Origin of the sequence: Testudinibacter crocodili, from assembly GCF_006228025.1 — a bacterium.
Lineage (GTDB): Bacteria > Pseudomonadota > Gammaproteobacteria > Enterobacterales > Pasteurellaceae > Chelonobacter.
In genome coordinates this window covers 1-21,857 of record NZ_VDHF01000002.1, presented here as the reverse complement: position 1 = coordinate 21,857, position 21,857 = coordinate 1, and the positions used below count along the sequence as shown (strand labels likewise).

Annotated in this window: 20 protein-coding genes; 13 read left to right on the top strand and 7 right to left on the bottom strand. The window is 44.3% G+C overall.

Translation table 11 applies throughout. The features are described 5' to 3' along the window. The first annotated feature begins 325 nt into the window (after positions 1-325). The 8 genes from FHQ23_RS00120 to FHQ23_RS00085 all read left to right on the top strand — a co-directional run bounded on the left by FHQ23_RS00120 (position 326) and on the right by FHQ23_RS00085 (position 7,561). The gene (locus FHQ23_RS00120; protein ID WP_139625014.1) at positions 326-1,393 is read left to right on the top strand and encodes a RodZ domain-containing protein; all 1,068 of its coding nucleotides are present in this window, start codon (positions 326-328) and stop codon (positions 1,391-1,393) included. A 17-nt stretch (positions 1,394-1,410) separates the two neighbouring features. Beyond that, positions 1,411-2,535 (top strand): flavodoxin-dependent (E)-4-hydroxy-3-methylbut-2-enyl-diphosphate synthase, encoded by a 1,125-nt coding sequence (ispG, locus tag FHQ23_RS00115; RefSeq protein ID WP_139612498.1) that lies wholly within the window; start codon positions 1,411-1,413, stop codon positions 2,533-2,535. A 34-nt stretch (positions 2,536-2,569) separates the two neighbouring features. Continuing rightward, positions 2,570-3,850, top strand: coding sequence for a histidine--tRNA ligase (gene hisS, locus FHQ23_RS00110; RefSeq protein ID WP_139612497.1), 1,281 nt, complete (start codon positions 2,570-2,572; stop codon positions 3,848-3,850). 31 nt (positions 3,851-3,881) lie between these two features. Continuing rightward, positions 3,882-4,505, top strand: coding sequence for a YfgM family protein (locus FHQ23_RS00105; RefSeq protein ID WP_139612496.1), 624 nt, complete (start codon positions 3,882-3,884; stop codon positions 4,503-4,505). A 34-nt stretch (positions 4,506-4,539) separates the two neighbouring features. After that, positions 4,540-5,364: a 2,3,4,5-tetrahydropyridine-2,6-dicarboxylate N-succinyltransferase gene (gene dapD / locus FHQ23_RS00100; RefSeq protein WP_139612495.1), complete on the top strand. Its 825-nt coding sequence runs from the start codon at positions 4,540-4,542 to the stop codon at positions 5,362-5,364. Between the two features lie 193 nt (positions 5,365-5,557). Further along, positions 5,558-6,214: a hypothetical protein gene (locus FHQ23_RS12310; protein WP_176552218.1), complete on the top strand. Its 657-nt coding sequence runs from the start codon at positions 5,558-5,560 to the stop codon at positions 6,212-6,214. Positions 6,215-6,441: 227 nt separating this feature from the next. Continuing rightward, on the top strand, positions 6,442-7,074 hold the full coding sequence (locus FHQ23_RS00090; protein WP_139609195.1) for a glutathione S-transferase N-terminal domain-containing protein: 633 nt from the start codon (positions 6,442-6,444) through the stop codon (positions 7,072-7,074). A gap of 10 nt (positions 7,075-7,084) precedes the next feature. Then, positions 7,085-7,561, top strand: a complete 477-nt coding sequence (locus FHQ23_RS00085; RefSeq protein ID WP_139612494.1) for a ClpXP protease specificity-enhancing factor — start codon at positions 7,085-7,087, stop codon at positions 7,559-7,561. Between the two features lie 98 nt (positions 7,562-7,659). Here FHQ23_RS00085 and cueR read toward each other — a convergent pair whose 3' ends face one another. Then, positions 7,660-8,064, bottom strand: a complete 405-nt coding sequence (gene cueR / locus FHQ23_RS00080; protein WP_139612493.1) for a Cu(I)-responsive transcriptional regulator — start codon at positions 8,062-8,064, stop codon at positions 7,660-7,662. 94 nt (positions 8,065-8,158) lie between these two features. On the opposite strand from cueR, the gene FHQ23_RS00075 reads away from it, so the two are divergent. Next, positions 8,159-10,936: a cation transporter gene (locus tag FHQ23_RS00075; RefSeq protein ID WP_139612492.1), complete on the top strand. Its 2,778-nt coding sequence runs from the start codon at positions 8,159-8,161 to the stop codon at positions 10,934-10,936. Here FHQ23_RS00075 and pdxT read toward each other — a convergent pair. Together pdxT and pdxS are read right to left on the bottom strand one after the other, a co-directional pair. Further along, on the bottom strand, positions 10,895-11,497 hold the full coding sequence (gene pdxT, locus FHQ23_RS00070; RefSeq protein WP_139612491.1) for a pyridoxal 5'-phosphate synthase glutaminase subunit PdxT: 603 nt from the start codon (positions 11,495-11,497) through the stop codon (positions 10,895-10,897). The two genes, FHQ23_RS00075 and pdxT, sit on opposite strands and share 42 nt — an antisense overlap. Next, on the bottom strand, positions 11,497-12,384 hold the full coding sequence (gene pdxS, locus FHQ23_RS00065; RefSeq protein ID WP_139612490.1) for a pyridoxal 5'-phosphate synthase lyase subunit PdxS: 888 nt from the start codon (positions 12,382-12,384) through the stop codon (positions 11,497-11,499). Before pdxS ends, pdxT begins: the two co-directional genes overlap by 1 nt. A gap of 155 nt (positions 12,385-12,539) precedes the next feature. On the opposite strand from pdxS, the gene pdxR reads away from it, so the two are divergent. Next, the gene (pdxR, locus tag FHQ23_RS00060; protein ID WP_139612489.1) at positions 12,540-13,988 is read left to right on the top strand and encodes a MocR-like pyridoxine biosynthesis transcription factor PdxR; all 1,449 of its coding nucleotides are present in this window, start codon (positions 12,540-12,542) and stop codon (positions 13,986-13,988) included. Here pdxR and recN read toward each other — a convergent pair. From recN to FHQ23_RS00045, 3 genes are all read right to left on the bottom strand, one after another. Then, positions 13,985-15,661, bottom strand: coding sequence for a DNA repair protein RecN (recN, locus tag FHQ23_RS00055; protein ID WP_139612488.1), 1,677 nt, complete (start codon positions 15,659-15,661; stop codon positions 13,985-13,987). The genes pdxR and recN overlap by 4 nt on opposite strands. A gap of 221 nt (positions 15,662-15,882) precedes the next feature. Beyond that, a complete protein-coding gene (pta, locus tag FHQ23_RS00050; RefSeq protein WP_139612487.1) occupies positions 15,883-18,021 on the bottom strand; it encodes a phosphate acetyltransferase in 2,139 nt (712 codons plus the stop codon). 59 nt (positions 18,022-18,080) lie between these two features. After that, entirely contained in the window at positions 18,081-19,286 is a 1,206-nt protein-coding gene (locus tag FHQ23_RS00045; protein ID WP_139612486.1) for an acetate kinase, read from the bottom strand. A 193-nt stretch (positions 19,287-19,479) separates the two neighbouring features. On the opposite strand from FHQ23_RS00045, the gene yfbV reads away from it, so the two are divergent. Continuing rightward, complete coding sequence (yfbV, locus tag FHQ23_RS00040) at positions 19,480-19,908, top strand: terminus macrodomain insulation protein YfbV (protein WP_139612485.1); 429 nt, start codon at positions 19,480-19,482, stop codon at positions 19,906-19,908. A gap of 23 nt (positions 19,909-19,931) precedes the next feature. Here yfbV and FHQ23_RS00035 read toward each other — a convergent pair whose 3' ends face one another. Beyond that, a complete protein-coding gene (locus FHQ23_RS00035; protein WP_139612500.1) occupies positions 19,932-20,390 on the bottom strand; it encodes a flavin reductase in 459 nt (152 codons plus the stop codon). 216 nt (positions 20,391-20,606) lie between these two features. Here FHQ23_RS00035 and FHQ23_RS00030 point away from each other — a divergent pair, with 216 nt between their 5' ends. Together FHQ23_RS00030 and FHQ23_RS00025 are read left to right on the top strand one after the other, a co-directional pair. After that, positions 20,607-21,446 carry a hypothetical protein gene (locus FHQ23_RS00030; protein ID WP_139612484.1) on the top strand — a complete coding sequence of 280 codons (840 nt, stop codon included), beginning with the start codon at positions 20,607-20,609 and terminating at the stop codon, positions 21,444-21,446. A 53-nt stretch (positions 21,447-21,499) separates the two neighbouring features. Then, positions 21,500-21,857 (top strand): hypothetical protein (locus FHQ23_RS00025; RefSeq protein WP_139612483.1); only part of this gene is annotated, 358 nt, incomplete at its 3' end.

Below are 21,857 nucleotides of genomic sequence, written 5' to 3'. Positions count from 1 at the left end.
TAGGGTTTGTTGATGTTTGTTTATATTTTGAGTTGTCGTTTAAAATTAGCACAATCTAGGCGTAGGCCGAAATCAATAGCGGGACTATTGATGAGGGTTACAACGACGAGTGTGCTAATTTTAAACACAATCCGCAGGACTATGACGCTTTTTCGCCACGGCTTTTCGCAACTATTTTTTGCCACTATTTTTTTGCCACTATGGCGTTAAAAGCCGTTGGTTTAGAATGACTAAACTTCACGACTTTCTTTATATTGACGAAAAGAGTGGCGAAAAAACGTCTATAGCTCAAATTATAAATAAACATCAACAGACCCTAATTGTCATGGAAAATCAGCAACAGCAAACTACCTTTAATCTTGGCGATACGCTGCGCCAAGCGCGCGAAAAACTAGGCTTTAGCGTTGAAGAAGCCGCAGAAAAAACGCTGCTTAAAACCGCCGTTATCAAGCACATTGAAAATAATGAGCTTATTGTCCCTTCTTGCCCACCAGCGTTTATGAAAGGCTATGTGCGCAATTATGCCAAATTTCTTAAGGTACCGGAGTCAGTTTGGAATAATCCATCAATTTCCTTTGGCGAACCAATCCAAAATGATTTGCAAAAAAATATGCGCAACAAGCACCAAGTTAACCACTACGCTTCTTATTCTAACTGGATCGGGCGTTTAACTTGGTTAATTGCTGTTGCGATGATCGGCATGACTGCGTATTGGTGGTGGCAGAACTATCAACAGTCACAAAATGAAAGAACCTCGCTAGTCGAAAGTTTTTTAAGTAACTCACAACAGGATGAAACACCGAATACTGCTGCTGGTAGCAATAGCGTTCAACTCGATAACCCGACGATGACCGCGGGCAATTCTCCCACAGAAACGGCGAACAATCTTGATTTATCAAACACTGCCAGCGATAAGCCAACCATTTCAGCCACAGAGAATAATGCGGTGCTAACGCCACCAGCGGACAATATGTTAGCAGGCAATGTGTTGCCGTTAAATAATGAAAATTCAAGCACCACAGCTCAAGCACAAACTTCAGGAGAAGTATTGAGCAATGTAATGGAACAGCTAGATGGAACTACGGGTGTAGCCTCATCAGACGGCAACAGTACTGCTGAGAGTAATACAAATAGTGAAAGTGCGGTAGTGCCTAACAGCAATGGACTGGTGATTGAAATTGTCGGCAACAGCTGTTGGCTCAGTGTGCGTGATGCAAACCGTAAAGTATTGGCACAAAAAGAGTACAAACAAGGCGAAGTGCTGACCTTTAGTGACGGTGAGCCTTATGCCTTGGTGATCGGCGCCCCGCAAAACGTACGAATTACCTTCCAAGGGCAAGAAGTACCATTGACTATCGATGGCCGTGTTGCCAGAATCACCTTTCCTAATTAATTAAGCCGGAAAAGACTATGTTAAAACAAACGCCAATCAAGCGTCGTGAATCAACAAAAATTTATGTCGGCAACGTTCCGGTCGGTGGCGATGCCCCGATTGCGGTGCAGTCGATGACGAATACTCGAACCACCGATGTGCCAGCAACTGTCGCACAAATTAAAGCACTGGAAAAAGTCGGGGCGGATATTGTGCGGGTTTCAGTGCCGACCATGGATGCAGCGGAAGCATTCAAATTGATTAAACAACAAGTCAATGTGCCGTTAGTGGCGGATATCCATTTTGATTACCGCATTGCGCTAAAAGTGGCAGAATATGGTGTAGATTGCTTACGAATTAATCCGGGTAATATCGGGCGTGAAGATCGGATTCGTGCCGTGGTGGATTGTGCGCGTGATAACAATATTCCGATTCGGATCGGCGTGAATGCCGGTTCGTTGGAAAAAGATCTACAGGAGAAATACGGCGAACCAACGCCAGAAGCATTACTTGAATCGGCGCTGCGCCATGTGGAGATTTTAGATCGACTGAACTTCGATCAGTTTAAAGTCAGCGTAAAAGCCTCTGATGTTTTTTTAGCGGTGGAATCCTACCGTTTGCTGGCAAAAGCGATTAAACAACCGTTGCATCTGGGGATCACCGAAGCCGGTGGTGCACGCGCGGGGGCAGTGAAATCGGCGGTCGGGCTAGGTATGTTACTGTCTGAGGGCATTGGTGATACCTTACGCATCTCGCTTGCTGCCGATCCGGTCGAAGAAATCAAAGTCGGCTTTGATATTTTAAAATCGCTACGCATTCGTTCACGCGGCATCAACTTTATCGCTTGTCCGACCTGCTCACGTCAGGAATTTGATGTGATCGGCACTGTCAATGCGCTGGAACAGCGTTTGGAAGATATTGTGACCCCGATGGATGTTTCTATCATCGGCTGTGTGGTCAATGGACCGGGTGAAGCCTTGATTTCCGATTTAGGGGTTACCGGCGGTAATAACAAGAGCGGTTTTTATCTGGATGGTGTGCGGCAAAAAGAGCGGTTTGACAACCATGATTTAATCGATCAATTAGAAGCTAAAATCCGCGCCAAAATAGCAATGCAGGATCCGTCTAAACGGATTGATTTGCTGAATACACATAACGATTAGTCAACTAAAAATAGAATAAAAAGGAAAATAAAACGTGGCGAAAACCATTCAAGCAATTCGTGGAATGAACGACTGTCTGCCGCAAGACACGCCATTATGGCAGTGGTTGGAAGCCACTGTTAGACGCGTGTTGGGCAGTTACGGCTACCAAGAGATCAGAATGCCGATTGTGGAATCCACACCGCTGTTCAAACGCGCAATTGGCGAAGTGACCGATGTGGTCGAAAAAGAGATGTTTACTTTTGATGATCGGGATAACGAAAGCCTGACGCTGCGTCCGGAAGGCACCGCAGGCTGCGTGCGTGCTGGTATTGAACACGGTTTATTGTATAACCAAGAGCAACGCTTGTGGTATATGGGACCGATGTTCCGCTACGAACGTCCGCAAAAAGGGCGTTATCGCCAATTCCACCAAATTGGTGTGGAAGTCTTTGGCATTGCGCAAGCAGAGATTGATGCCGAACTGATTCTATTGACTGCACGGTTATGGAAAGCATTGGGTATTGCCGATCATGTCAGCCTACAACTGAATTCGATCGGCTCATTGGCGGCGCGTAGCAACTATCGTCAAGCGTTAGTCGATTTTCTACAAAACCATCTGGATATTTTAGATGAAGATAGTAAGCGCCGTCTCACGACGAATCCACTACGAATTTTAGACAGTAAAAATGAAAAAATTCAAGCGGTGTTAAATCATGCGCCAAAATTGCATGATTATCTCGATGAAGATTCACAGCAACATTTTACCCGTTTATGCCAAATTTTAGATCAAATGGGAATCCGCTATGAGATTAACCAAAAATTGGTGCGTGGCTTGGATTACTATAATAAAACGGTATTTGAATGGGTCACCACCGCACTTGGGGCACAGGGCACAGTATGCGGTGGCGGACGTTACGACGGCTTAGTCGAACAGCTAGGTGGGCATGCAACCAGCGGTGTTGGCTTTGCAATGGGCGTAGAGCGTCTGATTCTATTGGTGCAAGAAGTTAATCAAGATTTATTGCTACCACAAGCAGTGGACGTATATATCGTACACAGCGGTGAAGCTGCAACTTCTTTAGCTTTCGATGTCGCCGAGCAGCTACGTTCCACTTACCCACAAAAAAATGTGATGTTGCATTGCAGTGGCGGCAATTTTAAAAAACAGTTTAAACGCGCTGACAAAAGCGGGGCACGCTTTGCCATTGTGATCGGTGAAGAAGAGGTGCAAAATCAGCAGTTGGTGATCAAGGATTTACTTGGTCACAACCAACAGCAACAATTACCAATCGAACAGGCGTTTGCATTCTTAGCAAGCCATTGGAATAAATAAATCGGAATCAATAAAAAAGGAGTAGCATTACGTGTCGTATATTACCGAAGAACAACAGGTTGAAGAACTGAAAAGTTGGTGGAAAGAGAACAGCAAAGTGATCATCGCCACGTTTATTTTGGTGGTTGGCGGTGTACTGGGCTGGCGCTATTGGCAAACGCATCAACTCGACAGTCAACGAGCCACCTCAAATAGTTATGAACAAGTGACACAAGCTTATTTACAAAATCCGCAGGCAAATGCAGAATTATTACAGAAATTTGTCACTGACAATCAAAATTCCAACTATGCAGTATTGGCATTGTTTGTTCAAGCCAAGAGTGCGGTAGAGCAGAATAATTCAGCATTAGCGGAAAGTAGTTTGAAACAGGCGCTAGAATTCAGTCGTAATGATGAATTGAAATCCATTTCTGCTCTCAGACTAGCCGCATTGCAAGTGCAGCAACAGCAATACGACCAAGCTGAAGTAAGCTTAAAAAATATCAATGATAAAGCTTGGGAAGGCGCTAAAGCACAGCTACAAGGGGATATTTTATTGGCGAAAGGCGATAACAATGCAGCACGCCAAGCCTATCAACAAGCATTAAGCAATCAGAATTTAAACAATTTGGATAGACAGCTATTACAATTAAAAGTCGATAGTTTAGCGGAATAACCCGTTCTTTATACTCACAAAAATAGGAAAAATAATGTCTGACTTACAAACAATTATTGAAAACGCATTTGAAAAGCGTGCAGAAATCACACCAAAAACGGTTGATGCGACAACGAAAGCGGCAATCGAAGACGTGATCGCCGGTTTGGACAGTGGCAAATGGCGTGTTGCTGAGAAAATTAACGGTGACTGGGTGACACATCAATGGTTGAAAAAAGCGGTGTTGCTCTCTTTCCGGATTAACGACAACCAGCTGATGCCGGGTGCAGAAACTCATTATTTCGATAAAGTACCGATGAAATTCGCTGCATATGATCAAGCACGTTTTGAACGCGAAGGCTTTCGCGTGGTGCCACCGGCAAGTGTGCGTCAAGGCGCATTTATTGCTCGCAACACGGTATTAATGCCATCTTATGTCAACCTTGGCGCTTATGTCGATGAGGGCACTATGGTCGATACTTGGGCGACAGTCGGTTCTTGTGCTCAAATCGGTAAAAATGTGCATTTGTCCGGCGGTGTCGGCATCGGTGGCGTATTGGAACCGTTGCAAGCGAATCCGACGATTATTGAAGATAACTGCTTTATCGGTGCACGTTCAGAAGTGGTGGAAGGCGTGATCGTCGAAGAAGGTTCAGTGATTTCTATGGGGGTGTTTATTGGTCAAAGCACCAAAATTTACGATCGCGAAACCGGCGAAATTCACTATGGTCGTGTGCCGGCAGGATCGGTCGTGGTCTCCGGCAGTTTGCCGTCGAAGTGCGGTAAATACAGCTTATACGCAGCAGTGATCGTGAAAAAAGTGGATGCCAAAACCCGTGGCAAAGTTGGCATCAATGAATTATTACGGAGTATTGACTAAACCATCGAATGAATTAAGCCTATTTTTTGTTAAAGATAGGCTTAATTGTAAATTGTTGCTGTTTTTTAGCGCACCATGCTGATTATTTGAACATTGTGATAAAAAAAGGTTGTCGTAAGGGAAAAAATATTAGACACTTGCCCCGCTAAATCGATAAATTATCAATACCCGTTATTAAGGATAGGAGTTTCATATGAAAAAATTACTATTAACTACCGCACTTTTAGGCGCAACTGCATTAACCGTGATGGGTTGTGATGATGCAAAGAATGCTGCAACTGACGCAAAAAACAGCGCAGTAGCCACAGCAACTGAAACCAAAGATGCGGTCGTTGAAAAAGCCACTGAAGTGAAAGAAGCTGTAGCTGAAAAAGCCACTGAAGTAAAAGAAGCTGTAGCTGAAAAAGCCACTGAAGCCAAAGAAGCTGTAACTGAAAAAGCGGCAGAAGTGAAAGATGCTGTGGCTGAAAAAGCGACAGAAGTCAAAGATGCTGTTGAAACTAAAGCAGCTGAAGCTAAAGAATCGCTCAACAATGCGGTCGCCAATGCAAGTGAATCTGTTGAAAAAACACAGGCTGAAGCAACCCAAGCTGTTGAACAAGCACAACAAAATACTCAACAAGCCACTAGTCAAGCAGTAGAGTCTGCCACGGAGCAAGCTACGGCGGCACAACAAAGCGCTGCGGCGGTAGCGACCGATGCGAAGCAAGCAATTGCAGAGAAAACTGAAGCGGCTAAAGAGAGTGTTACAACAACAGTAACTGAAACGAAAGAAGCCGTTGCTGAGAAAGCAGAAGAAGCGAAAAAAGATATCAATAAATTAATCGGCAACACCGAAACGACTAAATAGTTTTAGCGATAACACAGTAAAATTTAGGCCTCCATTCTTCGAATGGAGGTTTTTTTATTTTATTATTCAAGTGGTTATAAATAGCATTGAGGTTTTTTTAGAAATCTTATAACTGTTTATGCTATAATAACCACCTTAAATTTTAATCATGCAACATGACGCATGAACAGTAAAAAATAAATAAGCACAATCCGCTTTGAGCGGATAAATGAGTGCGGAGAATAACAATGATAGCAGCTAATAAACGTTCCATTATTACTCTTTTTTATGACGAATCCAGCTTGGGTTCACATCAGGTCAAAATGGTTTTGGCAGAAAAAGAGGTTCCTCATGAACAAGAGTTGATCCAACCGGATATTATCAATGAAGATTTTTTAGAGTTAGGCACCAATGGCGAATTGCCGACCTTGGTCGATCGTGATTTAGTGCTGTTTAAACCGCGAATTATTTTAGAATATCTGGACGAACGTTTTCCGCATCCGCCATTAATGCCGGTTTATCCAGTTGATCGTGCCAAATCGCGCCTGTTAATGCATCGCATCGAACAAGACTGGTTTTCTGTGATCGAACAAGCAGAGCGTTTAGCCGAAGCAGAAAAAATGAAAATGCTGAACGATTTAAAAGATGAGTTGTTGTCTTTTGGTCCAATTTTTGCGCAAAAACCGTACTTTTTAAGTGAAGTATTCAGCTTAGTGGATTGCTATATTGCGCCAATTCTTCATCGTTTACAAAGCTATGATATTAAATTTAACGGTGCGGGCAGCAAAGCGATTAAAAACTATATGGATTTGGTTTTCGAGCGCCCTTGCTTTGTTACTTCATTAAAAAATTCACCGCAAAAAGTGATTGTGGAAAAATAATAGGTTAAATATGACTGGATCAACCACTGCAAAGCGCCCTTATTTGCTCAGAGCCTACTATGATTGGCTGTTAGATAATGATTTAACACCGTATCTGGTTGTTGATGCGTTTTATCCGCACACTGTAGTACCAGATGATTTTGTTAAAGATGGGCAGATTGTATTAAATATTTCGCCAAATGCCTGCGGAAATTTACAGTTGGGCAATGATAAAATTGTGTTTAACGCCCGTTTTAAAGGGATTCCGCGTGATATTATCGTACCAATGGGCGCTGCATTGGCAATTTATGCGCGTGAAAATGGTGACGGCGTGATGTTTGAGTTGGAAGAAACGTATGAACGCGAAGTTGAACGTAGTTTAGGCGATTTAGTCGAACAACCTGCGAGTTTTGTTGAAATTGTCGATAAGCCGCAAACGATAAAAACGGCAACCAGCGACAAACCTAAAGCGAAACGTTCTGCCAGTCATTTGAAAATTTTAAAATAACCTATCAACAGCTCCTAAGCTGACCGCACTTTTCTTTTGGTTTAACAAAAAGTGGTTTAACAAAACGTGATTTAACAAAAGATAAAGCTGCGGTTTTGCTATTTTTGGCAACAGCCCTGACCACTCAGCGAATCAATAATCGGACATTGGCTTTGATCATCACCGGGACACTCGTCTGCTAATGCAGTCAATTGCCGTTTCATCTCTTGCAGTTGCGTAATTTGTTGCTCTAAATGCTGAATTTTATCCAACGTCCGCTGTTTAATTTCACGGCTGTGGCGCTGTGGATTCAGATAAAGATCAAGTAACTCCTTCGATTCAGGTAACGAAAATCCGGCACTGCGAGTGCGCTGCAAAAAACATAGTTGGTCAACTTGCTGTGAATTATATTGTCGATATCCGTTGCTGCTGCGCTGGGGTGGGGTAATAATGCCTTTTTCTTCATAAAATCGAATAGTTTTATCACTTAAGCCGGTCAGGGCAGCCACTTGTTTAATATTCATAAAAAATGCTTGACTCTACAGTTAGTGGAAGCTTTATTCTAATGACGTTTTATAAAAGATTCAACTAAACGATATCACAGAAGAGAGCCTATCTATGTCAACTATTTTAGGATTAGCACAATTATCCTGCCAAAATTGTGTACGCCATGTGCGCGAAGCTTTGCAGAACGTGGCAGGCGCAAGTGCGGTTAAAGTCAATTTGCACTATGCAAAAATTGAAGGAGACGTGCCGGTTTCCGCTTTAATCCAAGCAGTACAAGGGGCCGGTTATCAGGCGCAAGCCAATCCTGCTGCGACATTTAAATTGATCCTGTCCGGCTTATCTTGCCAGCATTGCGTCAAAACCCTGGACAAAGCCTTAACCGAATTTGATCCTAATTTGATTTACCAATTGAGCCTGGCCACGTTGACGGTTTATGCAGAAGATGTTAAGCCGGAAGTATTGATTAAACTGGTTGAAGATATCGGTTATCAGGCGCAACTATCCGCTGAGAGCGACCCTTGCCCAAAAACTGAGCTACCGTCCGCGCGCAGTCAGATAAAATCCGATCCTGATTCAGCGACGGTAGTCGAAAAAACAGTTGTAAACAAAACGGTCAATAACAACGAAATCGCTCCACAATCGATGGCTGAACAGCAGCAAACCACCCAGCTATTATTAAGTGGAATGACTTGTGCCAGTTGTGTATTAAAGGTTGAAAAAGCGCTGGCTGCGGTACCTCAGGTTGAAAAAGTCAATGTCAATCTGGCTGATAACAGCGCAATCGTTTATGGCGCTGCATCGCAACAAGCGCTGATCAGTGCGGTTGAACAAGCCGGTTATGCTGCAGAAATCGTTGCCGAGCAGCACCTTCGGCGCGAAAAACAGCAACAAAATATCGCAAAAGAGATCCGCCAGCGCAAAAGGCAGGCGTTTATAGCACTGGTATTCGGTTTTGCACTAATGCTGTGGGGCATGCTTTACGGCATGAGCGTAACGCAAGATTCACGATCTGCTTGGTTGGCTGTGGGGGTTGCCAGTGCGCTGGTGATGATGTTCAGTGGCGGGCATTTTTTTGTCAGCGCATGGCGTAATTTAAAACACGGCAGTGCAACAATGGACACATTGGTGGCACTTGGCACGGGTGTAGCATGGCTGTTTTCGATGGCGATTGTGCTGTTTCCGCACTTTTTCCCAGAAAATGCCCGTCACTTGTATTTTGAAGCCGGTATGATGATTATCGGGTTGGTAAACTTAGGCAAAATGCTGGAAACCAGAGCCAAGCAGCGTTCTTCTAATGCGTTGGAAAAATTACTGGATCTGATGCCTGCCAGTGTTACAGTGATCGAAGCCGGGCAAGAAAAACAGTTGCCGTTGCAACAGGTAAAGTGCGGTATGCTGTTGAGCCTAAAAACGGGCGATCGTGCCGCAGTTGACGGTGTGGTGGTGCAAGGCGAAGGCTGGTTGGATGAATCGATGTTGAGCGGAGAGCCGTTAGCAGTCAGCAAAAAAATTGGCGATTCGATCCGAGCCGGTACTATTGTCGATAATGGCAGTTTGCGAATTGAAGCGACACAAGTCGGTGAACAGACTGTGCTTGCCAATATCATTAAATTAGTGCGACAGGCGCAGGGCAGTAAACCCAAAATTGCGATGCTAGTGGATAAAGTTGCAGCGATATTTGTGCCGATTGTGGTAGTAATTGCGATTTTAGCAGCGATCATTTGGGCGTTATTTGGTCCGGAACCTAAACTGGCGCATGCTTTGGTGGTGTTGACCACCGTGTTGATTATTGCTTGTCCTTGTGCGTTAGGGCTGGCGACACCAATGTCGGTGATTGCCTCCGTATCGCGGGCGGCGGAATTAGGCATTTTGGTGCGTGACGCCGATGCGTTGCAAAAAGCCGCTAATGTCAATGTAGTGGTGTTTGATAAAACCGGCACGCTAACTGAAGGCAAACCGAAGCTGACCGCACTTTATCCGGCAGTAGGGCAACAACAGCAAGATCTACTTTATTACGCTGCCAGTTTGGAACAACAGGCAAATCATCCGCTCGCCAAAGCGCTATTAGAGTCGCCGCAAATTGACGTGGCGAATCTTGCTGAGGTTAGTGACTTTATTACACATAAAGGCATGGGCGTTTCCGCCAAAATTGCTGACCAAAAGTTCTATTTAGGCAATGAAAAATTGTTGGCACAGCAAAATATAGCGATACCATCAGGGCTACAAAGCCAAGCGGAGCAGGAGAGTCGAGCAGGCGGCACGGTGATCTATCTGGCAAATGGAGATACTTTTATTGGTTTTATCGTGGTGAAAGATCAATTGCGCCAAGAGAGTCAAAGTGCGGTGCAGACACTGCACAAGAACGGTTACCGCACCATTATGTTGACCGGCGATCAGATACAGACAGCAACTGCAGTTGCTGAACAACTGGGGATTGATCAGATGATCGCCGGGGTCTTGCCGCAAGGTAAAGCAGAGGCAATCCAAACCTTACAGCGGCAAGGGTACAAAGTGGCAATGGTCGGTGACGGTATCAATGACGCACCGGCACTGGCACAAGCCGATGTCAGCATTGCCATCGCCAGTGGTAGCGACATTGCGATTGAAACCGCAGATTTAACCTTGATGCGGCACAGTATCGATGCAGTTTCTGATGTACTGGCACTATCGCAAGCCGGAATGCGCAATATCAAACAAAATCTGTTAGGGGCGTTTATCTATAACAGTTTAGGCATTCCGATTGCCGCTGGGTTGCTATATCCCTTGTTCGGGATTCTGCTCAATCCGGTATTTGCTGGTGTGGCAATGGCACTGTCGTCGATTACAGTTGTGGCCAATGCCAACCGTTTATTGCGTTTCAAGCCGGTTGCGCACCCCGTCCAGAAATAGTGCGGTAATACGCGGGTCTGCGCTTAACTCCGGATGGAAAGCGCAGACCAGCAAATTATCTTGCCGTGCCAATACTGGGCTGCCGTCGATCTCTGCCAATATTTGCACGTTATCCGACAACAGTTTACTGATGTAAGGCGCACGAATAAAAACTGCTGGGAATGGGGTGGATAATCCGTTGACGTAAAGTGCGGTTTGGAAGCTCTGTTTTTGTCGCCCAAAGGCATTCCGCCGCACTTGAATATCCATCAATGCCAAATGAGCCGACTCACCGCCCTCAATCGTTTTAGCCAAGAGGATCATACCGGCACAAGTACCAAACAGCGGTTTTCCTTCGGCAGCAAATTGGCGGATAGCCTCAATAAAACCGTAGTGTCGCATCAACTTACCGATTGCCGTGCTCTCACCACCGGGTAAGATCAAACCATCAAGCTGCTCCAATTGTGCAACATGCTTCACTGCAAGCGCAGTTGCGCCCAAAGCAGTTAGTTGCGCCATATGTTCACTAACGGCACCTTGCAGCGCCAAAACGCCGATACGACATCCGCTGTAATCTGTCATTACCAACCTCGCTCTTGCATTCTTTCCGTCGGTAACAATTTAGCAATATCCATCCCCTTCATCGCACTGCCCAGCTCTTCGGATAAGCGGGCAATGCGATCATAATCTTGATAATGGGTTGTCGCTTGCACAATTGCCTGCGCAAATTTTTCCGGATTTTCTGATTTAAAAATACCGGAGCCGACAAAAACACCATCAGCACCCAGCTCCATCATCAATGCGGCATCAGCTGGCGTAGCAACACCGCCTGCAGCAAAATTAACCACCGGTAATTTACCTAGCTGTTTAATTTGTAATAACAGTTCAAACGGCGCGCCTAACAGTTTGGCTTCGGTCATCAGCTCGTCATGATTCATCGCTACGACTTTGCGCAGTTGTGCATTAACTTTTCGCATATGCCGCACCGCTTCCACAATATTGCCGGTGCCCGGTTCGCCTTTGGTGCGCAGCATCGCAGCCCCTTCACCAATCCGACGTAATGCTTCGCCCAAATCACGGCAACCACAAACAAACGGCACGGTATAGTCACTTTTCAGCAAATGAAACTCTTCATCCGCTGGGGTCAGCACCTCACTTTCATCAATATAATCAACGCCCATCGCTTCCAAAACACGTGCTTCGGTGATATGACCAATGCGGGCTTTAGCCATCACGGGAATGGAAACTGCATTCATCACCTCTTTCACGATTTTGGGATTTGCCATTCGAGCCACGCCACCTGCTGCCCGAATATCGGACGGCACTCGCTCCAATGCCATCACAGCAACCGCACCGGCCGCCTCGGCAATACGGGCTTGCTCCGCATTGACTACATCCATGATCACACCGCCTTTTTGCATTTGCGCCATGCCACGTTTCACTACATCACTGCCTAATACTTTATTCATTTTGAAATTTCTCCTGTTTATATAAAAACGATTCGTCAGCCAAACGCTAACTATTTTCTGCAATTAAGATATGATTAAAAGTATCAGTTTTGTTAATATTGATGAGGTCAGTTTCAACATTTAAAATAACTATAAAAACAACCATAAGAAGAATAATGATGCCAACATTACAGCAGAACGCATTTCAACATATGGCTTTTGCATTGAATAAAGCGGAAAAAGAGCCTTTATATTCGCAACTATATCAACAAATTAAACAGCAAATCAGTTGTGGACACTTGGTGTATGGTGAAAAATTACCGTCAAAACGCAAAATTGCCGATTATTTGAATATCAGTCAAAACACGGTCGAAAATGCCTATGGTCAGCTTTTAGCCGAGGGCTATATTGAAGCCAAAGCGCGCTGTGGTTTTTTTGTCAGCTTTCGAGCTGAGCAGTTTGCGTTGAGCAATCGAGCAACTCAGCCTCAAACAGCAAGCAAAGCCTCGCAGCACTTCCGCTATGATTTTAATCCAGATCAGGTGGATATGACGCACTTTCCTTTTGCACGCATGAAGAAACAAGTCAAGAAACTCTGGGATCAAGCCAGCCGAATTCTGTCCAGCCAAAGTGAAAAACAGGGCGAAATCGTTTTACGCGAGCAGATCCGCGACTATCTTTATGCTTCCAGAGGGGTAAGTTGTAGCATTGACCAGATTATTATCGGTGCTGGTGTAGAAACCTGTATCAGCCAACTTATTTTGTTGTTCGATCACCTTTATCCCAAGCAAAGTGTAAACTATGCAATGGAGCAATATGGCTATCCGATGGTGGCGCAATTGCTGCGGGTGTTTAATAAAAATCTGATACGGTTGCCACTGACTGATGAGAACCTCAAAGTGGATTTTCAACGCTTACTACAAAGTACGGTCAATGTTTTTTATGTGACGCCGTCACATCAATATCCCTATGGTTCGGTGTTATCCATCAACGAACGTTTGCAATTGTTACAATGGGCGAACCAGCAAGCTGATCGCTATATTATTGAAGATGATTACGACAGTGAGTTTCGTTATAAAGGCAAACCGATTCCGGCTTTGCAGCAGTTGGATAACCTTATGGCAGAACAGGGCAAAGTGATCTATTTGGGGTCGTTTTCCAAATTATTAATGCCATCGTTGCGAATGACATTTATGGTGCTGCCACAGCAACTATTGCCGATTTATAACCGCACTTGCGGTTTGTTCAACTCTACCGTGCCGCGCTTAAACCAATATTTGATCGCCCAATTTATGCAATCCGGTGAGTTTGAGAAACATATTCATCGAATGCGAACGCATTATCGCAAAAAAATGGAACTGCTGTGTCAGCTATTGCAGCCCTATACCGATTATATCCGTTATTATGGCGAACAGTCTGGGTTTTATCTACTATTAGATTTATATACCGAAACCCGTTCGCTTGCACAATTACAGACTTTGGCTGCCAACGTGGGTATCAAGCTATATCCGCTGCCCGATAGCGATAAAAAATACTTTTCGTTAGGTTTTGGTAATTTAAGTCAGCAGCAACTGCAACAAGCTATTCCTTTGTTAATGCACACATGGGGCTACGCTGATGTTTAGCTAGCCAGTTTCAGTAACTCTTTAGCATTTGCCAACGTAGTACTGGTCACCTCACTGCCGCTAAGCAAGCGAGAAAGAGCATAAACCCGCTCTTTGTTATCAAGTGCGGTCATTTCGGTTATTGTTGTGCCGTCTTGGGTCGATTTTTGTACGCTGAAATGTTGGTGTCCGTAAGCCGCAACTTGTGGTAAATGGGTGACACACAAAATTTGGCATTTTTGTGCCAGCTGACGCATCAGTTTACCGACAACGGTGGCGGTTGCGCCGCTGATGCCGACATCAACTTCATCGAAAACGAGAGTAGGGGTCGCCAATTTATCAGCAGTCAGCACCTGAATCGCTAATGCAATGCGTGAAAGTTCGCCGCCAGAGGCAATTTTGACTAACGGTTGCGATAACTGTCCCAAGTTACTGCGCAACATAAACACAATTTCATCAGCACCTAGTGTGCTAATATTATCCGAATTATGCTTAACCATCACTTCGAATTCAGCATTTTCCATTGCCAATTGTTTGATTAATGCGGTAATTTGTTCAGATAGTTTTTGTGCGCCCTGTAAACGTGATTGGTGTAGCATTTGGCTAATCTGAGTTAACTTCGATACCGCACTTTCAAGCTGTTGTTGCAGTTGTTGCTCTTCAGCACTGATGTCCGTCAAATTTGCCAATTGCTGTTTTAACTCAGCATGATGCTGGTGTAATTGTTCGGGGCTGATATGGTGTTTTTTGGCTAATTGTAATGCAGTACCTAACCGTTGTTCCACTTCTGCTAACAAATAGGGATCCTGTTCGATTTCTGAAGTCAGGGTTTGTAACTCAGAAGAGGCTTCCTGCACTTGGATCAGTGCATCTTGCAGCAGGCTTGCCACATTATGATATTGTCCATTCAATTGTGATAACTCCTCACAGTAGCGCTCTGCTTTATTTAACATCGCTTCAATATTAACAGCTTCATTTTCGCTGAGCAGCATACCGATTGACTGTGATAATTGGGTAATCTGTTCTGCATTTGCCAGGCAACGCTGTTGTTGTTCTAACTGTAAGTATTCATCCGGTTGTAAATTAAATTCATTCAGTTCTTCCACTTGATATTGCAGGAGTTGTTTTTTGGCTTCGTTTTCTGCTAATTGCTGTTGAAATTGTTTCAGCTGCTGTTTTGTTTGTTTCCAATGCTGATAGGCTTGTGCCATCTGCTGCAACAGTGCTTGGTTATGGCAAAACTGATCTAGCAGTAGCAATTGCTCTTCACTTTTTAATAAACGCTGTGAACTGTGTTGTCCGTTGATTTGAATCAGTAATGCTCCCAATTCACGCAGTTGTGCTGCTGGAACCGGACAGTTGTTGATAAACGCTTTGGAGCGACCATCATTGCGGATCACCCGACGCAACGTACAACATCTCGGTGTATCCATATCTTCCAGTTCATGTTGTTGTAGCCATACTAAAGCAGCGGAGTTATTACTGAGCTGAAAGGTGGCTCTGATTTCGCCACGTTCTTGTCCATGGCGGATCATACTGCTCTCAACCCGATCCCCCAAGCACAATCCTAGCGCATCCATTGCAATCGATTTTCCAGCACCGGTTTCACCGGTGATCACACTCATTCCGGCTTGCAGCGCCAAATCGAGCTGATTAACGATAGCAAAATTATTAATATTTAGATGGGTCAACATAACAAGCCTCAGACTTCGAAATAATACTGGTTATTCATACAGTAAATATAATACTGTTTTTTTATACAGTAAAGTGCTTTTTTATGTTATTTGAAAAAACCACACTTGAAAGGGGGAGGCTGGTTAACACTAATAATAAAAAATCCCGCCACTTTGGTGACGAGATCTGATGGAATGGTACCGCACTTTAATTAGAGTTTAATCAAAGTGCGGTTAGGCAGTTACTGCTGTGTTGCTTGAATAGCGGTCAAGGCAATGGTGTAAACAATGTCATCAACCAACGCACCACGTGACAGATCGTTGACCGGTTTACGCATGCCTTGCAGCATCGGTCCGATGGAGACTAAATCGGCAGAGCGTTGTACTGCTTTGTAGGTGGTATTCCCGGTGTTCAAATCCGGGAAGATAAACACAGTGGCTTTACCGGCAACCGGTGAGTTCGGGGCTTTGGAGCGTGCCACATCTTCCATCACCGCCGCATCATATTGTAACGGACCATCGATAATTAAATCAGGACGTTTTTCTTGCGCCAAGCGGGTGGCTTCACGCACTTTGTCCACATCAGAACCTTGGCCGGAAGACCCGGTAGAGTAGGAGATCATCGCCACTTTCGGTGCAATGCCAAAGGCTTTGGCAGAATCAGCGGATTGAATCGCAATTTCAGCCAATTGTTCTGCGGTTGGATCTGGATTGACCGCACAGTCACCATAAACCAAGACTTGATCCGGTAGTAACATGAAGAAAATTGAAGATACAATCGAGTTGCCCGGTGCGGTTTTAATAATCTGCATTGGCGGACGAATGGTGTTTGCTGTGGTGTGAACCGCACCAGAAACCAAGCCGTCAACTTCGCCAGACTCCAACATCATCGTCCCCAGCACCACGTTATCTTGTAACTGTTCTTCGGCAACCACTTCGGTCATGCCTTTGTTTTTACGCAGTTCAACTAGGCGTGCAACATAGTTTTGACGCACCATTTTAGGATCAATAATGGTGATGCCTTTGCCTAACTGCACCCCTTGTGATTCAGCAACACGGTTTACCTCTTCTGGGCTTGCCAATAAAATACATTCTGCAATTCCGCGCTCGGCACAAATAGCGGCAGCTCTAACCGTACGTGGCTCATCGCCTTCCGGCAACACAATCCGTTTTTTGGCACTGCGCGCCAATTCAGTCAATTGATAGCGGAATGCTGGCGGTGACAGACGACGTAAACGAGGTGAAGTACCGACCAAGCTATCGATAAATTGAGCATTATATTGTTCACTGGTGAACTGTTTAATGGTTTCAATCCGTTCTGCATCGTCCGGTGGTACTTCCAAATTAAAACTTTGCAAATTGAGTGAGGTTTGCCATGTGTTGCCTTCAACCCGAATAACCGGCAGACCGGTTTCAAACGCTTGTTGGCATAATTTACTGATTTGATTATCGATTTTATAACCGCCCGTAAGCACCAACGCCCCAATTTTCACCCCGTTCATAGCAGCCAATGCAGCTGCTACCAAAACATCTGGACGGTCGGCTGAAGTGACTAACAAGCTGCCAGCACGGAAATGCTCTACCATATTTGGCAAACTGCGAGCACAGAAAGTGATGCCGTTGATACGGCGGGTTTTGATTTCCCCTTCATAAATCACATGCGCATTCAAATGTTTAGCAATATCAATCGCACGCGTTGCGATCAATTCCGCATTCCAAGGAATGCTAGCAATTAATGTCAATGGACTTTTCGAAAATAGGTGACGAACTTCATTAATTGAGCTTTCGTTTTCTTTGAAAGACTCAAAAATTTCGCTGAGATCGGGACGAGTGCGTCCACTCTGGTCGACCGGCGCATTAAATTTATTGACGACAACCCCTAATAAATTCGGATTGTTGCGCCCACCAAAACTGCTTGCAGTCGCTTCAAGACGTTCAATCAGTTGACTTGGCGTGTCTGTTCCTGGTGCGGCGACCAAGATGATCTCCGCATCTAGCGCTTGTGAAATTTCATAGTTTACCCCGGTGGCATATGCACTTTTACTGGTTGGGATTAAACCTTCGACAATGATCAATTCGTTTTTAGCACTTAATTGCTGATGGCGAGCTACAATTTTTTCTAACAGAATATCCGATTGATTTTGACCAATCAGGTATTCTGCTTCGCTCAGCATAATCGGTTCTGCGATATCCAAGGTTGAGCTGCTGCGTAAAATTGAGGTGGTACGGTCAATTTTGTCTTCGCCACTGCTCGGTTGCGAAATCGGTTTCATAAACCCAATTTTGGCGCCTTTTTGTTCCAGTGCGTGCACCAGACCTAAACTGACGCTGGTTAAACCAACACCGGCGCTGACAGGGATTAAAATGATAGTACGGGACATAATAAAGCCTTTTAAATGATCGAATGAAAACTGCCGACTAAGTCGGCAGTAGAGATATTTTATTTTACTGCTAAACGGGCAGTATCTTGGGCGATAACCAATTCTTCATTGGTTGGAATAACCAAAGAAACAGGGGAGTTGTCGCTGGTGATTTTGCCGGATTTGCCAAAACGCGCCGCTAAATTACGCACATTATCCACTTCGTAGCCAAACAGTTTCAAATGAGACAAGGTTAACTCACGGATCAACGCCGAGTTTTCACCGATACCACCGGTAAACACCACCGCATCTAAACGTTCCCCGATAACCGCCATATAAGAGCCAATATATTTAGCCAAACGGTAGCTGTAAACATCGATAGCACGTTTGGCGTCTTCTTTACTGTCGTAGTTATCTTCTGCATAACGGCAATCACTGGTGACTTCGGTCAGCCCCAATAAACCGGATTTTTTGGTCAAGGTGGTTTCGATCTCTTCCATTTTCATACCCAACGTATTGTATAGATAGAAAATGATTGCCGGGTCGATGTCGCCGGAGCGAGTTCCCATCACCAAACCTTCCAATGGGGTAAGCCCCATAGACGTGTCGATACATTCGCCGTGACGAATCGCCGCAACCGAACCGCCGTTGCCTAAATGGCAGGTGATCACATTGACTTTGTCCGCCGGAATATTCAATTCTTTCGCCACTTCGCGGCTGACATAGTAATGGCTGGTACCGTGTGCGCCGTAGCGACGAACGCCGTGCTCTTTATATAGAGAATAAGGCAGGGCGTATAAGTAAGCCTCTTGCGGCATTGTTTGGTGGAAAGCGGTGTCGAAAACAGCAACATTTTTTGCTTTCAATTCCGGGAAAGCTTTAAAGGCTTCTTCAATACCGATCAAATGTGCCGGATTATGCAGTGGCGCAAATTGTGCGGCATTACGGATGCCTTCAATAACGCTGTCATTGATCAACGTAGAGCTGGTAAACTGCTCGCCACCGTGAACGATACGGTGTCCGATCGCAACAATGCTTTCTTTTAATCCTGCATCTTGTGGTAAAATCTGGTTCACGATAAAGTCCAGCGCTTCGCTATGTGCCGCGCCAGCACCCAAATCCGCATTCCCTTTTTCACCGTTCAGTTTCCATTTGATACGTGCATCATCCAAATGAAACGCTTCCGCCAAACCGGATAGTTTTTCGTCGCCGGATTGTGGATCCAAAATCGCAAATTTTAAAGATGAGCTGCCGCAATTTAGCACCAGGATCAAGTTTTGTGACATAATGATTAACCTATTTTCATGTTGATTAAAGAAAGGCGCACAAGGCGCAAGAAAATTATCTTGAATAGGATACACTTTTGATAGAATAAAATAAATTGCAATTCGGAGAAAACCGAGCAAAACTTGATTTTATACCGTTTAACCGCACTTCAACCACACTACGTATGACAAAAGAGTGCTTTTTGAGAACAAAATGAACACATTAAAACAAGGACAACACTATTTTGAGAGTTGGCCGATGCAAGCGAAATTAGGCAGCATTTTCCCTGAAAACCGGATTATACGTGCTGTGCGTTTCGCTCAAAAAGTGATGCCCGCCGTTGCGGTCTTGACCATTGTTTGGCAGCAAATGACGTTGCCAAGTAGTCAAATGGCGCTTGCGGCAGCGGTCTTGACCGCACTTTTCGCGTTGAGTATTCCTTTGCAAGGATTATGGTGGCTTGGAAAACGCTCAGCCCGACCATTGCCTGACAGCACGCAGCAAGCCTATCAAAAAATCGCTAAACAACTGACGGCACATACTCAATATCAAGCCGTATCGCAACCGACTTTTATGGATTTAGCACAATGCCTGCAAAAAGCCGACAAATATCTATCGGCTGATTTTTGGGATACGTTGTAGCTATAAAAAAACAGGCTCTGGTGTTATATATCGAAAGGCAGTCGATGAAAAGTGCGGTTGAAATAGATCAAGGCATCGCCTTGTGTAACGTTAATTCGCTCAATTCGCACAAAAAACACACTGTGCGTACCGACTTGATTTTCTTCCACAATGTCTCCTTCTAAAACCGCTAAAGCTTGTTTTAAAATCGGTACGCCATGCTCAGAATGTTGCCAAACCTCCCAGGCTAACCGCTCTTGCATACTGCTGTCACCCATTGCTGCAAAATGTAGTGCCAATTCCTGCTGTGAGGCGTTGAGAATATTAATCGCCACCTTCTTATTTTGCCTAACGATGTCATGTAGTTCACTGCCTTGATTGATACAAACCAACAGCGTAGCGGGGGAGTCTGTGACAGCCGTAACCGAGGAGACGGTCAATCCGACCGTACCTGCGGCTCCGGCGCTAGTTAAAATGCTGACTGCTGAGGCTAGATTTGCCATGGCATTGCGAAAATGTTGTTGTTCTGTATTCAATCTATCCAAAGTAAAATCCACCGAGTTTAGCGGCCACAGCTGAAATTATAAACAGCCCCTAATTAAAATTAACCAAATTATAACAAAAATACAGCCAAAGAAACGTTTTTTAATTGGTGTATTTTTGAACGTGGCGTATTATCATTGTAAAATACTATAAATTCATTACTATGGTAAAACAAGATGTTAGATCACAGTGCATTAACACAGATGTACCCGCTTATCGTCACGCCAAGTCATGACGGCAAATATTTTCATAATTATGTCACCTCATTACTCAATTTAACCGAACATGCGCATGCTGTCGGATTGCGATTTCAGGTTTTAATGCAGCGCGGTGAGAGTTTAATCACTCGAGCGCGCAATAATGCCGTTGCAGAATTTATGGCAAATCCGGCATGGACACATTTGTGCTGGATTGATTCCGATATTGGTTTTGAACCCAATGCTTTTTTCCGTCTGTTATTATCTGATTATGAGATTGCTGCCGGTGTTTATCCGTTAAAGCACGAACAGTTTCCAAGCCATATTTTTCCAGAAATGAGCCGCCAACAATTTGAGAGTGCCAGCACACGCTACACCATCAATATTGATAAAGCAGATGAAAACAATCAAGTAAATTTGAATATTCTTCCGAGCGGTTTTCTTGAAATGGCTGAAGCGCCGACGGGGTTTATGTCGATTAAACGTTCTGTTTTTGAAAAAATGATGGCATTTTATCCGACGTTAAAATATGTACCGGATTCTATCGGAGTAGAGGATAACGGTTTTCACTACCGTTTATTTGATGTGATGGTGGAACCAGAAAGCCAGCGATACTTATCCGAAGATTACGGTTTTTGCTATTTGTGGCGACAAATGGGCGGCAAAGTCTATATTGATTGTCAATCCAATTTGAGTCATCAAGGCATAAAACTGTATACCGGCAATTTTGCCCATTCACTAAAACATAATTTATGCAATGCAATTGGTGCGCCTGTGGGTGCCAAAATGTATTTAAACGGCATGGAATATTTAGACTAGCGTTAAAAATAAATTATAAACAAAGATCGACAGCCCCTAAATGAGAGAAAAATATGAATATCCTTATTGATTTTGATGGAACTTGTGTGACTCACCAATTTCCGCAAATAGGCGAAGAGGTTGGTGCTGCGCAAGTTTTGCGAGATTTAGTAAAAAATGGGCATAATTTGATTTTATTTACTATGCGAGCAGAAGATTGCTATCTGGATGAGGCTTTGGCTTGGTTTCAGAAAAACAACATTAAACTTTATGGAATCAATGTGAACCCAGAACAGCATAAATTTACCCGTTCACCGAAAGCTTATGGAGATTTGCTCATTGATGACATCTCGTTAGGGATTAAAAAATTACACTGTCACTTTAATCGACCTTGCGTAGATTGGAAATGGGTATCGGAAGAATATTCAAATT